15 protein-coding genes are annotated in these 14,922 nt (G+C 60.7%); 12 read left to right on the top strand and 3 right to left on the bottom strand.

Going from position 1 to position 14,922, the window contains the following annotated elements; genetic code table 11:
* Positions 1-68 precede the first annotated feature (68 nt).
* Positions 69-1,505, top strand: a complete 1,437-nt coding sequence (locus AC3A5O_RS19825; RefSeq protein WP_487753606.1) for an amidase — start codon at positions 69-71, stop codon at positions 1,503-1,505.
* 74 nt (positions 1,506-1,579) lie between these two features.
* A complete protein-coding gene (locus AC3A5O_RS19820) occupies positions 1,580-2,104 on the top strand; it encodes a hypothetical protein (protein WP_122568607.1) in 525 nt (174 codons plus the stop codon).
* Between the two features lie 194 nt (positions 2,105-2,298).
* Here the strand turns inward: AC3A5O_RS19820 and AC3A5O_RS19815 are convergent, their stop codons facing one another.
* The gene (locus AC3A5O_RS19815) at positions 2,299-3,303 is read right to left on the bottom strand and encodes an NAD(P)-dependent oxidoreductase (protein WP_122568606.1); all 1,005 of its coding nucleotides are present in this window, start codon (positions 3,301-3,303) and stop codon (positions 2,299-2,301) included.
* A gap of 110 nt (positions 3,304-3,413) precedes the next feature.
* Between AC3A5O_RS19815 and AC3A5O_RS19810 the strand changes: the two genes are divergently transcribed.
* From AC3A5O_RS19810 to AC3A5O_RS19800, 3 genes are all read left to right on the top strand, one after another.
* Positions 3,414-4,037 (top strand): TetR/AcrR family transcriptional regulator, encoded by a 624-nt coding sequence (locus AC3A5O_RS19810; protein WP_487753605.1) that lies wholly within the window; start codon positions 3,414-3,416, stop codon positions 4,035-4,037.
* 142 nt (positions 4,038-4,179) lie between these two features.
* A complete protein-coding gene (locus tag AC3A5O_RS19805; protein ID WP_122568605.1) occupies positions 4,180-4,809 on the top strand; it encodes a LysE family translocator in 630 nt (209 codons plus the stop codon).
* 52 nt (positions 4,810-4,861) lie between these two features.
* On the top strand, positions 4,862-5,542 hold the full coding sequence (locus AC3A5O_RS19800) for a class I SAM-dependent methyltransferase (protein ID WP_122568604.1): 681 nt from the start codon (positions 4,862-4,864) through the stop codon (positions 5,540-5,542).
* On the opposite strand, the gene AC3A5O_RS19795 is transcribed toward AC3A5O_RS19800, so the two are convergent.
* Positions 5,531-6,103, bottom strand: a complete 573-nt coding sequence (locus AC3A5O_RS19795; RefSeq protein ID WP_122568603.1) for a histidine phosphatase family protein — start codon at positions 6,101-6,103, stop codon at positions 5,531-5,533. The two genes, AC3A5O_RS19800 and AC3A5O_RS19795, sit on opposite strands and share 12 nt — an antisense overlap.
* A gap of 194 nt (positions 6,104-6,297) precedes the next feature.
* A complete protein-coding gene (locus tag AC3A5O_RS19790) occupies positions 6,298-7,539 on the bottom strand; it encodes an OprD family porin (RefSeq protein ID WP_487753604.1) in 1,242 nt (413 codons plus the stop codon).
* A 241-nt stretch (positions 7,540-7,780) separates the two neighbouring features.
* Between AC3A5O_RS19790 and AC3A5O_RS19785 the strand changes: the two genes are divergently transcribed.
* The 7 genes from AC3A5O_RS19785 to AC3A5O_RS19755 all read left to right on the top strand — a co-directional run bounded on the left by AC3A5O_RS19785 (position 7,781) and on the right by AC3A5O_RS19755 (position 14,922).
* Complete coding sequence (locus tag AC3A5O_RS19785; protein WP_122568601.1) at positions 7,781-8,728, top strand: LysR family transcriptional regulator; 948 nt, start codon at positions 7,781-7,783, stop codon at positions 8,726-8,728.
* Positions 8,729-8,819: 91 nt separating this feature from the next.
* The gene (locus tag AC3A5O_RS19780) at positions 8,820-9,611 is read left to right on the top strand and encodes a putative hydro-lyase (RefSeq protein WP_305471067.1); all 792 of its coding nucleotides are present in this window, start codon (positions 8,820-8,822) and stop codon (positions 9,609-9,611) included.
* 40 nt (positions 9,612-9,651) lie between these two features.
* Complete coding sequence (locus AC3A5O_RS19775; RefSeq protein ID WP_305471065.1) at positions 9,652-10,191, top strand: hypothetical protein; 540 nt, start codon at positions 9,652-9,654, stop codon at positions 10,189-10,191.
* 193 nt (positions 10,192-10,384) lie between these two features.
* Complete coding sequence (locus AC3A5O_RS19770; RefSeq protein ID WP_122568598.1) at positions 10,385-11,320, top strand: LysR family transcriptional regulator; 936 nt, start codon at positions 10,385-10,387, stop codon at positions 11,318-11,320.
* A gap of 97 nt (positions 11,321-11,417) precedes the next feature.
* Positions 11,418-12,797 carry a UDP-glucose dehydrogenase family protein gene (locus AC3A5O_RS19765; protein WP_122568597.1) on the top strand — a complete coding sequence of 460 codons (1,380 nt, stop codon included), beginning with the start codon at positions 11,418-11,420 and terminating at the stop codon, positions 12,795-12,797.
* Positions 12,798-12,973: 176 nt separating this feature from the next.
* Complete coding sequence (locus tag AC3A5O_RS19760) at positions 12,974-13,681, top strand: HPP family protein (protein ID WP_305471062.1); 708 nt, start codon at positions 12,974-12,976, stop codon at positions 13,679-13,681.
* A 134-nt stretch (positions 13,682-13,815) separates the two neighbouring features.
* The gene (locus AC3A5O_RS19755; RefSeq protein WP_305471061.1) at positions 13,816-14,922 is read left to right on the top strand and encodes an enoyl-CoA hydratase/isomerase family protein; all 1,107 of its coding nucleotides are present in this window, start codon (positions 13,816-13,818) and stop codon (positions 14,920-14,922) included.

The raw sequence follows: 14,922 nt of genomic DNA, 5'->3' as shown, positions 1-14,922 counted from the left end.
CAATAGGTATCGTACGATACCGACAAGTAATCATACCGCTTTGCCAGGTAAATGGCTCGGAGAACGCGATGAGAACCGCTGAATACGCCGAATACGATGCACTGGGTCTCGCTGAGCTGATCGCCAGCGGTCAAGTCACCCAAGCCGAAGTCAATTCTGCGGCACTGTCCGCTATTGAGCAGCTCAATCCAAAGATCAATGCGGTGGTTGAGGTTTGGGAGAATGAACCTCAGGCAGCTACCGGGCCGTTCATGGGCGTACCCTTTCTGGTCAAGGACTTGGGTCTTACCGCCAAAGGGCACTTGAATGAACTGGGCAGTCGCTTGGCTGCCGGGTGCATCGCCGAGGAGGACTCGAACCTGATGACCCGCTTGCGGCAGGCAGGTTTGGTTACCATTGGCAGAACCACCACGCCCGAGTTGGCTGCCAGTACAACCACTGAGTCGGTATTTTCGGGGCCGACACGCAACCCATGGGATCTAAGCCGCAGCGCTGGCGGATCAAGTGGTGGCTCGGCCGCTGCGGTGGCCGCTGGCCTGGTACCTGCGGCGCATGCCACCGATGGCGGTGGTTCTATCCGCGTCCCTTCGGCCTCTACCGGATTATTTGGGCTTAAGTCCAGTCGGGGCAGAGTTTCAATGGGACCGGCGGTGGACGAGGTTTGGGCTGGGCTTGCAGTGCATGGTGTGATCAGTCGAACCGTGCGCGACAGTGCCGCTTTGCTGGATGCAATCGAGGGGGTAGCCGTCGGTGATCCTTTTGAGATTGCCAAGCCACAGCGTTCCTATTTAGCGGAAACGACTCGCGAGCCCGGATCACTACGGATTGGCCTTCTCCTGCATCCATTGAACGCCACTCGCTCCGTCGCACCGGTCGCAGAAGCGACCCGCGATGTTGCTCTCCAGCTCCAAGGCCTGGGTCATTGTGTGGAAGAAGTCTGTTTGGACATTGGTCTGAGTTGGGACAACTTTGTCGAAATGAATGCGCGGTTCTGGTCAGCCAATACCGCTGCCTGGCTCAACGCCATCGCGGCAGGAACTGGCCGCCCCATTGCCGCCAGCACTCTTGAGCCCGCCACTCTTTCGCTGCATCAGATGGGCAGTCAACTTACTGCCATTGATTTGCTTGAGGCCATGCATTTCAGAAATCTCGTGACCCGCAGCATGGGGCACTTCTTCTGCAAGTATGACGTCCTGTTGAGTCCGACGTTGCCAGCGCTGCCCCCTGCAATAGGCACCTATAACGAGGGTCAGCAGCACCTGGATGGCAGGGGCTGGATGGATCGCGTATTCACCCACTCCCCCTTCACCGCGTTAGCGAATGTGACTGGATCTCCGTCCATGTCCATGCCATTGGCGTTTGATCCAGAAAGTGGTCTGCCTATAGGCATGCAGTTCTCAGGGGGCTTTGGTCGAGAGGACGTGCTGTTGCGTCTGGCAGGTCAGCTAGAGCGTGCTTTGCCTTGGACAGCACGCAAACCTGAGGTTTGGGCCGGAAAGCTGTAGCCCGGTGGGTACCTCCCCGCAGTCGGATGCAGTTAAACTGCGCGCCCTCTAATGTCACCTCCAGGAAGGATTCGATGACGTTTCGCCTATTGGGAACTGCTGCGGCCCTACTGCTGCTCTCCGCTTGCTCTAACTATCAGTACAGATCTTTTGCCGGCAATTTAGAGGATCCGACCCTTCGGGTCCTGGACTTGTCCGACGGAGTGGCCGATGCCCCGGTTATCTACTTCGAGACGATGCAGTATCGGGACCTCGGTGTGCCGTTCCATCGCCTGCTCCTGGCAACCCGGGTTGATGGCCAATCCTTACCTTATGCCGGTAAGCATTCAATCCTGGAGTACTTCGGTTACCAAGCCATTCGGCTGACGCCAGGCACGCACTCTTTGGAATGGTGTTGGGTCTCGATGAATAAACTGGGTACCGGTGGAGGCAAATGCGGCTTCAGTGCCCCGGACATCCGTTTGGAAGCTGGCAAGCGCTACCTGGCCACGTGGTCAGCGTCGACATCGATGATCGGTGTCTCTGGGAGCGAGCAAATGCAGATTAAGGTGAACTCCTACGTGCTTGACAGAGATACCAAGAAGCAGGTCTACCCCTGATAGCAGAATCTTGACCAGCCCGGTTGGTCGCCGTATGGATTCACAGCCTGCGGCTACGCCAAGCGAAGGCACACCGGGCATAGCCATTGAGTCAAGACCGTCAGGCCGTCACCTCAGGCGGCCTGACTTTCGAGACCCGTGTCTTTTTGAGAAGCCACCGAGGAAACGGTCAGCACACGGGATTGCCTAGTTGATTACGCCTGCAGCCTGCGTAACTCACCGCCCTCCTCCTGCAGACGCTCCAGATACGCGGCGGCGTCCAACAGTTGATAAGGGAAATAAAGCCCTGGCGGAGTCGGTGGCTGGCCGTCCAAGCCGAGCAGCCGTTCCAGAGTCATTGCGACGCTGAGGCCGGTCAAAGGTGCAGCGCCTGCCGGGTGGATGACCGCATGACGTGTATGCAGCGGCTCGCCCTTGAGGCCCTCGCCAACGAGTTCGATGATGATCTCGGTAGACATCGGCCTGCCTTGGCGTCGGCTTGAGCTCACCGCGGTGGCCAGGTTGAACTGGACATTCGGCGCGCCCGTCGCCGTCGCCAGGCCGACGACATCAATGGACGAGAAGCCGGAAGCCTCGATTTCCGTACCATCCACCGCATGGAAGCTTGCCTTGGACGCCTCCCCTTCGCGCCAGACGAAGACACCGTCGCGCCGTGTCAGCGCGGCAGGCAGCATTTTGTTCAGGTGTTCAAAATCGCTGGCGACGGTCGGGCCGCCCGTGTCCTGCTCATCGACCAGTGCGTTGATACGGATGTCGTGAACCCGGCCGAATGCCTGGGCAATGCTCAGCGTCGACACTGTCGTCGCGCCTACCAGCCATTCGTAACCGAGGACAATGGGCGAGGCGTCAGGCCTGTGCATGTACGTCGCAATTTCCGGCGCGATCTCGAAAACGCCGGAGGAAATGCTGAGGTGCGGCACGCCGCGCTTTTGCGCAAAACGCAATCCGGCAAGGGCGTGGTCCATATAAAAGACCACGACGCCGCTGACCGGGCGATCGCCGAGGCCCAGGTCATCTGCGGCGGAGTCAATCAACACGCCCCGCGCCCCGCCCATGTGCTCGGCGGCGCGCTGAGCCTTGGCAAGGTCGCGACCACCGATCAACAGCGGTACGTCGGGATGAGCGGCGCGCAGCGCCCGGGCGGTGTGATGGCCAATGGCGCCAGAACCACCCATTAGCAAGATAGGATCAAGTGACATGGTGTGTTCTCCTTGTCTCTGGTTTAAACCTAATTTCAGTAGGTAAGCTAACACACCATCACATACTTGAACCTACCATTGGTAGGTTTTTATCGGCCAGGAACGAAAACGTGCAGAAAAACACTGAGCACAGCCCCATCAGTTCCCCTCCCCGCCGGCTTGCCAAAGCCGAACGGCGGCGACAGTTGCTGGATACCGCGTTATTGATCGTGCGCGAGGAAGACGCGGATCGCTTGACCTTGGGGCATCTGGCCGTTCGCGCCGGCGTGTCCAAACCGGTGGTCTACGATCATTTCGGTACCCGTTCGGGTCTGTTGATCGAGCTCTACAAGTGGATCGATACCGAGCGGGTCAGCGCTTTCCGTGACGCCATGTCCAAGACTGCCCGGAGCCTGGAGGAGACGGCCCTGGTCCTTGCCAGCGCCTACATTCATTGCGCTGCCGATAACACCGATGAATTCCATGCCGTGGGCGCAGCCCTGGCAGGCAGCGAAGAGAAGGCGGCGGTATTCCAGGAGCTCTTGGATAACTGTGTGCAGATGTTCATGTCTGTGCTCGAACCTCACACGACGTGGCCAGCGGACGAACTTGAGCGATGCTGCATTGGCCTGGTTGGCGCGGGAGAAGCCCTGTCCGGCGCGTTGGTACGGGGGCGCCATGGCGAGGACGAGGTCATTGAAACATTCGCTTTACTGATTCGCAGCGTCGTAAGGCCGGCTGCGGCGCAGCGTTAGGCACTGGGCATGCTGGTGTTTTCGCCAGGCTCGGTGGATTCATCGCGAGAGACGACTGTTGCTATCAGATAGGCCCGGACTGTAACTGACGCCCTCCTCGCCCTTCGCTTACTGTCGTGGCTCATCCCACGGAGCGATCCCCATGCCGGATACCGCCAATCTCTACCTGTTCGTGGTTGCTGTCGTGCTTCTGCTGATCGTTCCGGGGCCCAACATGGCCTTCGTCACCAGCCACGCGTTGGCCCACGGCTGGCGTGCCGGTGTCGCGGCCGCCCTCGGCATTTCCTTTTCGGACGTGCTGATGACGTTGATGGTCAGTGCTGGCATTGGCGCGCTGGTGATGAGCTGGGCGCCAGCGTTCGACGTGCTGCGCCTGGCCGGGGCCGGGTATCTGCTGTGGCTGGCCTGGCAAGCACTGAGAACGCCGGCCGCGACGCAGGATAGCCAGCTCCAGGCGGCTTCGCTGTGGAAAATCTTCTGCCGAGGCGCCCTCAACAGCCTCTTGAATCCTAAGGCGCTGCTGTTCTTCATGGTGTTCCTGCCGCAGTTCGTCAACGTCAAGGCCGGCGGCGTGAGCCTGCAGTTGATCTTCCTCGGAGCGTTGCTGGCACTGATTGCCCTCGTCTTCCATACCCTGCTGGGTGTTTGCGCCGCGCAGCTCAGGGCGAAACTGGCAAGCGGCGGGATTTCAAGGCGCCTGGGCACATATGGTTTTGCCGGGGTCATGGCAGCGCTGGCGGCACGCCTGTTGTTTCTTGATCGGCCGCTGTGACCTGGGCCAACGATTGTCCTATGCTGACCCCATTCACTGCGGAGCTGGATACATGTCGACCTCCGAAACCACCCTCCTCCAAAGCTGGCACCACAACGCCCAAGCCTGGATCGAAGCCATCCGCACCGGTGCCATTGAAAGTCGTCAAACGGTCACCGACCAGGCCATGCTGCTCGCGGTACTGAGCCGTCAGCCCGAGCGCGCGCTGGATCTGGGCTGCGGCGAAGGTTGGTTGTTGCGAGCGCTGGCTGAACGGGGCATCGAAGCAGTGGGTGTGGATGGCGACGCGACGCTGGTCGATGCGGCTCGGACGTCAGGTTCCTCGCCGGTGCATCTGGCCAGCTATGAAGCGCTGGTGGAGGCTAAGGTGGACGTCGGCAGCGGCTATGACCTGATCTGCGCCAACTTCGCCCTGTTGCATCAGGACATCATCCCGTTGTTCACCGCGATGAACGCCCTGCTCCGCCCGGGCGGCGCGTTAGTGATCCAGACGCTGCATCCCTGGACGGTGGCGGCGGGTAACTATCAGGACGGCTGGCGCGAAGAAACCTTCGATGGGTTCAAGGGCCAATGGCAACCCATGCCGTGGTACTTGCGCACCTTGTCCAGTTGGCTCAATGCCCTGGACATGGCGGGGTTTCGACTGGTGGGCCTGCAGGAACCGCAGCACCCACAAAGTCCGGTGCCGCAGTCATTGCTTTTGGTGGCCGAGCAATCCCCGTCATGGCGTTAACGACTCGACGGTAAAACACCCCGACCGATATATCCTGCGCGCCTGCATGCCGCGCTTTTGCAGGGTTTTCCTGACGGTTCTGAGGAACATGCCGTGGGAGACAATGATTGTGATCTTCCCTGGCTCATCGCAGCTGTTGTAAAGCTCATCGGCCACACCAAGCGCCCGTTGGTGTTCGGCTTTTCGGGTCGCGGCCCCCAGTGAAATCCCCAGCAACCACAGAATCCTGTGCAACGCGAACCAATGCCTCAAGCCCATCCTGAGGACGGGAATACTGCTTAAGCGCAGGTCATACTCGCGTAATCGAGCATCCTGTCGGATACGCGCCACGTCGAACAACCTACATGCCGTCGCGTAGGCTCTATTGACGGGCGAGGACAGGATGTTGGCTTCGCTCGCCAGGAGCACTTGAGACACGTCCGGCTGGCTCAGGAATGCTGCAATTTCAGCCTCATCAATAGAGGAGGTCTGGTTGTATTCATCCAGCAGAAGCTTGGCCGAACGGGCATTGCAGGGCTGGTAGTCGATCAGCGGGGTGGCATGGCGTATCAGGTAAATCACAGCAACAGCTCCTTGTTTTCCCGGTAAATCCCTTTAGACGCGCACCTGTATACAGGCAACGACGCCATTCATCGAGTGCCATGCTGTGTTATTCAGAGGTAGTGACCCTGTGGCGAGGGAGCTTGCTCCCGCTCGGCGGCGCGGCGTCGAAGACGCGGTGGCCACTTCCTCGCCACAATTTGCCGGTGGGTTTCTTACCACAGCGCCATCGTGTAGCTGACGATCAATCGGTTCTCATCCAGATCGTTGCCAAAATTCGAGCGCACCGTCGCGTTGCGCCATTTCAAGCCCAGCCCCTTCAATGTGCCGTCTTGCACCACATAGGCAATGTCCGTGTTGCGCTCCCATTCCTTGCCTTCGCCCGCGGCGCTGCGCTGGACGTTGTCGCCTGTGATGTAGCGAGTCATGAAGGTCAACCCGGGTACGCCAATGGCCGCAAAGTTGTAGTCATAGCGCGCTTGCCAGGAGCGCTCGTCGACGTTGGCGAAGTCGCCGATCTGCACGAAGTTGACCAGGTACGGATCACTGCGACCGATGTAGGGGAACGGATCGTCGCCGCTCATGCGCTGGTAGCCCAGGCCCAAGGCATGGCCCGCCAGGCTGTAGGTGAACATGGCGCCGAAGGCCTGGTTGTCGAGTTCGCGAAAACTACCGTCTTCGGTACTGCGCGAATAACGCACGTCACTCTTGAATGACTGGCCTGCGCCCATGTCCAAGGTGTGGACGAACCCGAGGTAGTTTTGCTGATAAATGTCTTGCAACTGGCTGTAGCGGTATTGCGCCGTGAGGTTCGGCAGGAACTGATAGTCCGCCCCGGCGAACTGGAACCTGTCGCTGCTGCCGCCGATGCGGTTGGCGGTCATGTCCTGGTAGTCGGTGGAGTCGACAAAGTTGATCTGCGTGAGTTGCCCCGCGGTCAGTTTCAAGCGCTCGATTTCCTGCACGCTCAGTAACCCACCCTTGAACGTTCCCGGCAACAGGCGCGTGTCGTTGGAACTCACCGCCGGGTCCTTGATCTGCAACGTCCCCAGTTTCAAGGTGCTCTTGGACAGGCGCACCTTGGCGGTCAGGCCCAGTTCGCCATAACGGTCTTGGGAACCGCCCGACAAATCCGCTGGCAACAGATTGGTGCCGGCCGTGCCGCCCCCGGAATCCAACTTGAAACCAGCCATGCCCAAGGCATCGAGGCCGAACCCCACGGTCCCGGCGGTGTATCCCGACTCCAGCCGCAGCAGAAAGCCCTGGGCCCATTCCTCGGCCTTGTCCCGTGCCCCTTCCTGGCGAAAGTCGCGGTTGAAGTAGAAGTTGCGAGCCTCCAGGCTGCCCTTGCTGTCGGCGATGAAGTCAGCCTGGGCGCACGGCACGCCGATCAGGCTCAAGCCGAGCAAGGTGCCCGCCGAGGTGCAGGTCCATCGAGGGAATGTGGCGTGTTGCATGGCGCGCTCCTTTTTTGGGCGCGAGCGAACCCTCCAGGGGCTGTGCGCACGCCTCGTTATTGTTGTCATGGGGATGCCGGCGCAGTGGGGCTGCGTCGTGGAGCGGATTCTTTGCGGCGGATCCGCGCAGCGTCAAACGGGAAAAAAGCCGGATCGGACATAAGAAAAATTGATGCGCTCGATGGCCCGATCTGGAGTAACAATTGCAATCATAAGAACCACACGCCTCCCGAGAGCCTTCATGAACCTCAAATTCCTCGAAACCTTCGTCTGGGTCGCCCGGCTGCAAAGCTTCAGCCTCACCGCCGAGAAGATGTTCAGCACCCAGGCGGCGATCTCCAGCCGGATCGCCTCGCTGGAGGAGGAATTGGGCCTGCGCCTGTTCGTGCGCGATTCACGTGGGGTTTCGCTGACACCTGAAGGCCTCAAGGTGCTCGACTACGCCGAACAGATGCTCGACGTCCAACGGGCGTTGAAGCAGTCACTGGACACCAGCAGCCCGCAGCAAGGCCTGGTGCGCATCGGCGTGATGGACACGGTGATCCACACCTGGCTCAGCCCGTTGATGTCGATGCTGATGCAGGCCTTCCCCGCCGTGGAAATCGAAATCACCGCCGACGCCGCCCGCAACCTCTGTGAGCAATTGCAGAAAGGCTACCTGGACATCGTGTTCCAGACCGATCTGGTCCGCCACGAAAGCGTGCGCAACCTGGAATTGGGGCATTACCCCATGCACTGGATCGCCGCCAGCCAGTCGATCTATGCCCGGCCCTATGCGTCGCTGGTGGAGATGGCCAGTGAGCGCATCATCACCTTCGTCAAGCATTCGCGACCGCATCAGGACGTGCTCAACCTGCTGTACGCCCATGGCGTGAGTGCGCCGCGGGTCAGTTGCGTCAATTCGGTCTCAGCCATGACCCGGCTGATTCGCGACGGTTTCGGCATCGGCGCCTTGCCGGCCGCGCTGGTGGCCAAGCCCCTGGCCAGCGGCGAATTGATCCAGCTCGAACCCGGTACCGCCCTGCCCCAATTGGACGTTGTTGCGTCCTGGCGCGCTGGCGTCGGCCTGGAGTTGATCGAGAACATCGTCCAGATGAGTCGCCAGGTGGTCAGCCAGTACGCCGTCGATGTCGGGCCGCAGCGCATGGTGGCGGCCCCCGGTCTGAACAGCCAAGCGCCGCTCGAATAACTTTTAGTTGTCGCGGGGTACCAATATTCCTTGTTGGACGTCATCGCCGCGGTGTTCTCAAAGTAGCGAACGAACACTTGGAGAACCCGTGATGACGTCCTTCGAACAACTGCAGCAATGCACGCCTCTAGCCCTGCGCCAAAGCATCGCCGCCGGCCAGTACCAGGGCCATACCAGTGGCCTGGGCCAGGGTCGCGTGCAAGCCAATATCGTGATTTTGCCCGGCGATTGGGCCAATGAATTCCTGCGCTACTGCACCCTCAACCGCCAGGCCTGCCCGGTGCTGGACGTGACCGAGCCAGGGGATCCGTTCTTCCGCAACCTGGGCGCCGCCATCGATATCCGTCATGAAGTGCCTCAATACCGGGTCTATCGCCACGGCGAATTGAGCGAATCGCCGCTGGACATCGAACACCTGTGGCAGGACGACTTGGTGGCCTTCGCCCTCGGTTGCTCGTTCTCCTTCGAACAACCCTTGCTGGAGGCCGGCATCCGTTTGCGGCACATTGAGTTGGGGCGCAATGTGGCGATGTTCCAGACCAACATCGACACGCGCCCCACTGCCCGCCTGTCTGGCAAGATGGTGGTAACCATGCGGCCGATGAAAGCCGCCGCCGCCATCCAGGCGATCCAGATTACCGGGCGCATGCCCAATGTTCACGGCGCCCCGGTGCACATCGGCGATCCGTCACTGATCGGCATTCAATCCCTGGACGCGCCGGATTACGGTGATGCCGTGCCGGTTGAAGCGGACGAGATCCCGGTGTTCTGGGCCTGCGGGGTGACACCTCAATCGGTGGTCCAGGCCTCGCGTCCACCGCTGTGCATCACTCACGCCCCTGGCTGCATGCTGGTGACGGACTTATGGAACAGTGATTTGTAGGCCTCGGACGAGGCTGTTTTTCAACCTGAAGGGAGACACGATGAACACTGCTCAGCGCTCGATTCAACAGTACATCCGTGCCAAGGACAGCAACCGCCCGCACCTGCTGGACCAGGCCTTTATGCCGGCTGCTATTCTGGACATGGTCGTGCGCACCGGTTCCATCAGCTTTCCCGACCACCTTGAGGGCCGTACCGCCATTGGCGATGTGCTGGTCACTCGCTTCGGCCAGACCTTCGAAAACGTCTACACGTTCTGCCTGGCCGCCCCGCCACCAGCCAACGTGGAGGCGTTCCAGTGCCGATGGCTGGTGGCGATGTCAGACAAGAACAGCGGCGAGGCGCGGGTCGGTTGTGGCCTGTATGACTGGCAGTTCGATCAGCAGTCGCGACTGGTCGAGGGATTGACCATCACCATCGAACACATGAAGACCCTGCCGGCGACCGATCTGCCGATGGTCATGGCCTGGGCATCGAAGTTGGACTATCCATGGTGCCGGCCTGAAGCGGCCATCGATAATGTTCCGGATTTAGCCGAGTTGCGAGAAGTCGTCCTGTACATGGCTAATGCCGAGCAATGAAGAATATGAAACCTGCCTGGCCACTGTGCGAGGGGACCTCCCTGTGGGAGTAAAGCTTGCTCGCGATGCACGCACCTCGAGTTCCAGGAAGAGCGAGTTATCTTCATCGCGGGCAAGCCATGCTCCCACAGGTTGGGGATAGGCCCGTCGCCACTGTTTCCATGTTTCATGACTGTGCCAAGGGAACTCCGAAGTGAACATCAAGTTTCTCGAAACCTTCGTCTGGGTGGCCCGCCTGAAGAGCTTTCGCCTCACCGCGGAAAAGCTATTCACCACCCAGGCCTCCATTTCCAGCCGGATCGCCGCCCTGGAGGACGAAATGGGCGTGCGCTTGTTCGTGCGCGACTCCAAAGGGGTGTCGCTGACCTCCGAAGGCCAGCGCGTGCTGGAGTACGCCGAGCGCATCATGGACACCATGCAAAGCATGAAAGCCGTGATCAAGGACCCGCGCCAGGTGCGCGGCCGGATCCGCATTGGCGCGATGGATACGGTGATCCACACCTGGCTCAGCCCCTTGGTGACACGCCTGATGGAATGCTACCCGGCCCTGGAGATCGAACTGTCGGCCGATACCGCAAGCAACCTCTGCTCACAGCTGGAAAAAGGCTACCAGGACATCATTTTCCAGACCGACATCCTGCGCCTGGACAGCGTGCGCAACGCACTGCTGACCCGTTATCCGATGCACTGGGTGGTGCGCACCGGCTCCGCCTATGACCGACACTATGCGTCACTGGAAGACCTGTCCCAGGAACGCATCGTGACGTTCTCGCGCAACTCGCGGCCCCACCAGGACATCCTCAACCTGCTGCACTCGGCCAACATCGTCTCGCCGCGCATCAACTGCGTGAACTCAGCTTCGGCCATCACCCGCCTGGTTCGCGACGGTTTTGGCATCGGCGCCATGCCCGCGGCGCTGGTGGTCGGCGAGCTGGCCCAAGGCACATTGACCTTGGTGGACGGCGTGCCGCTGCCATCGGTCATGGACATCGTCGCCAGTTGGCGGACCGGCGCCGGAATGGAGCGGGTGGAAGACATTGTCAGCCTGACTCGGGAAGTGGTGGGCGAGTTCGTCGCGCAATTGCCGGCAGCGTACCGATTGACGGCGCAAGACTTCAGCGGACTGTAAGTGAACTGCAATATCCCCGACTTATTCTGAACCAAGCGCACTGCGGCGAACGCTGGTTGTGCATGTCGCTTACTCGGAATGATCCAGGGAATCCGCCATGAAGATCAGTGTATTCGGAAGTGGTTACGTAGGTTTGGTGCAAGCCGCCGTGTTGGCCGAGGTAGGCCATGACGTGGTGTGCATGGACATCGACGAACGCAAGGTCGACAGCCTTCGGCAAGGCCAGGTGAGCATTTTCGAGCCCGGCCTGGCCACGCTGGTGCGTGAAGGCCTGGAGGCCGGACGCTTGCACTTCACCTGTGACGAACAGCTTGCCGTGCAACACGGCCAGGTGTTGTTTATCGCGGTGGGCACGCCTTCCCGGGACGATGGCAGTGCCGACCTGAGCCAGGTCCTGGCCGTTGGCGAGGCCGTCGCCCGTTATCGCGAGCAACCGCTCATCGTGGTGGAGAAGTCCACCGTGCCGGTGGGCACCGGTGACGTTCTGCGGGCGCACATCGACAAATGCCTGCTCAAGGCCAGTCGTTTGCTGCAGTTCGATATCGTTTCCAACCCCGAATTCCTCAAGGAAGGCTCGGCGGTCGCCGATTGCCGTCGTCCGGATCGCATCGTGATCGGCTGCGAACGTGATGAAGTGCGCGAAACCATGCGCGACCTGTACGCACCGTTCAACCGCAACCACGACCGGGTCCTGTTCATGGACCTGCGCAGCGCCGAGCTGACCAAATACGCCGCCAACGGCATGCTGGCGACCAAGATCAGCTTCATCAACCAGATCGCCGAACTGGCCGAACACCTGGGGGCTGACATCGAATCCGTGCGCTTGGGCATCGGTGCCGACTCGCGCATTGGCTACCACTTCATTTACCCGGGCTGCGGCTACGGCGGCTCGTGCTTTCCCAAAGACATGCGCGCGCTGATCCACACTGCCGAGCAGGCCCACTGCTCCAGCGACCTGCTGCAAGCGGTGGAAGCCATCAACGGTCGGCAGAAACACAAACTGTTCGAGCGGATCAAGGCGTTCTACCAGGGCGATCTGCGCGGCAAGACCTTCGCGTTGTGGGGCCTGGCCTTCAAGCCCAACACCGACGACATGCGCGATGCGCCGAGTCGCACCCTGTTGGAGTCGCTCTGGGCCGCGGGGGCCAGTGTCCGTGCGTTTGACCCGGAGGCGATGCAGCAGACGCAACTGCTCTATCCCGACGAGACCCGACTCATGCTGATGGGCACGCCAGAGTCGGTGTTGCCGGGGGCCGACGCACTGGTTATCTGCACAGAATGGCAGCCCTTCAAGGCGCCGGACTTCGACTTGATCCGGCAGCGGCTCAAGGCCCCGGTGATTTTCGACGGTCGCAACCTGTTCGACCCGGAACGCATGGCCGACAAGGGCTTCACCTATTTCCCGATGGGTCGCGGCCAGTCACGCAACCTGCCCATTGCCCAGCAAACGTGGTTTCCTGCCTCAAGAAGCGCTTGAGCCCGAGCCTTACCTCAAAATTAATGCACTCAACCAGCATTAATATGAATTTGTAAGCGGAGGTTGTGAGCGGCACACTGTGTACCGTTCCTCCCCCAACTGTTGGAACACTTAAAGGGCTTTCTGGGACTTTCCCGTAAGCCCCTTTTTTTGTTCGTTTTTTGGATTCTCGCTTAATGCTTTCTCGCTGGTTCCCCGCCGCTATCAATACCCGTCCCACCGAATGGAGCCGCGCCGCCATCGGCATGGCGTTGGGGACGATGTTCAGTGTCTGGCTATGTGGCCAGGTCTTTGGTCTTGAGGTAGCGCAGCACCTGATCGGCCCCCTCGGCGCCTCGGCCGTACTGTTGTTTGCCGTGTCCTCGGGCGCCCTCGCCCAGCCCTGGTCGATTGTCGGCGGTTACCTGTGTGCGTCGGTCGTGGCGCTGTTGGTGGCTCATGTATTGGACCGAACCCTGGGCAGCGCCTGCCTGGCGGCCGGCATGGCACTGGTGTTGATGTGCTGGCTGCGTTGCCTGCACCCGCCGGCAGGCGCCCTGGCGGCGACTTTGGTGCTGGCGGACTCGGCCATCATTGCCCTGGACTGGCAGGCCGTCGGCGCGGCCATGCTGGCGGGCTTCGGGCTGCTCGCCTTTGCGCTGGCCTACAACAACCTGACGCGGGTGCGCTATCCCAAGCGCGCCAGCGAGCCGGTGGCCGTCATACCGGCCGACCACCCTCCCGTCGACCGGCAGGCCATCACCGCAGAAGACCTGAAACTGGCTTTGGCGGAAATGGAAGCCTTCTTCGACGTCACCCCGGAAGATCTCGAACAATTGATCCACGTCAGCGAACGAAATGCCAAGCGCCGCAGCATCACGGAGGTTCTTTCACGTCGCGGTTGAGCCTGTGGCTGCTATAAATATGCAGACAGGACCTGCACGTATCCCGGTTGTGCAAGGCAAATTTGCACTGGTACGATCCTGCATGGGTACGCGCGACACAATTCATAAAAAACAATAAAAGCAGGGAGTTAGCGATGACAGCTCAGGTTTCATCCCAAGCTGCGGAAACCATCGAATCCGTGACCCATGAGGTGCTGGTCGACGTTCGCAATCACATTGGCCATTTGACCCTGAACCGCCCCGCCGGCCTCAATGCCCTCACCCTGGGCATGGTGCGCAGCTTGCAGCAACAACTCGATACTTGGGCACTCGACCCACACATTCACGCCGTGGTACTGCGTGGCGCGGGCGACAAGGCCTTCTGCGCCGGCGGTGACATCCGCTCGCTGTACGACAGCTATAAGCAGGGTGACACCCTGCACGAAGATTTCTTCGTCGAGGAATACGCCCTCGACCTGACGATCCACCACTACCGCAAACCGATTCTCGCCTTGATGGACGGCTTCGTGCTGGGCGGCGGCATGGGCTTGGTGCAAGGCGCCGACCTGCGGGTCGTGACCGAACGCAGTCGCCTGGGCATGCCGGAAGTGGCCATCGGTTATTTCCCGGACGTGGGCGGTAGCTATTTCCTGCCGCGCATTCCCGGTGAGCTGGGGATCTACCTGGGTGTCAGCGGCGTACAGATCCGGGCCGCCGACGCGTTGTATTGCGGGCTCGCCGACTGGTACCTCGACAGCCACAAACTTCAGCAACTCAACGAACGTCTCGATCGGCTCGAGTGGCACGACATGCCGCTCAAGGACCTGCAAAACCTGCTGGCCAAACTCGGCCAGCAACAGCTCCCTGCGCCCCCTCTGGCCGACTTACGGCCGGCCATTGACCATTTCTTTGCCCTGCCCGATTTACCGAGCATGGTCGAGCAGTTGCGCCAGGTCACCGTCGCCAACAGCCATGAATGGGCGCTGAAGACCGCCGACGTGCTGGACAGCCGCTCGCCCCTGGCCATGGCCGTGACCCTGGAAATGCTGCGGCGCGGCCGGCATTTGAGCCTGGAAGACTGTTTTGCTCTGGAACTGCACTTGGACCGGCAATGGTTCGAACGCGGTGACCTGATCGAAGGCGTGCGCGCCTTGCTGATCGACAAAGACAAGAGCCCGCGCTGGAACCCGCCGACCCTGGAGGCGCTGGACGCCGACCATGTGACGAGTTTCTTCGACGGCTTCGACGACCACGGGAACTGA

Source organism: Pseudomonas sp. Soil_N_39 (assembly GCF_057655955.1).
Note: the sequence above shows the minus strand (reverse complement) of the source record. Positions and strands in the feature narration are given on the sequence as shown.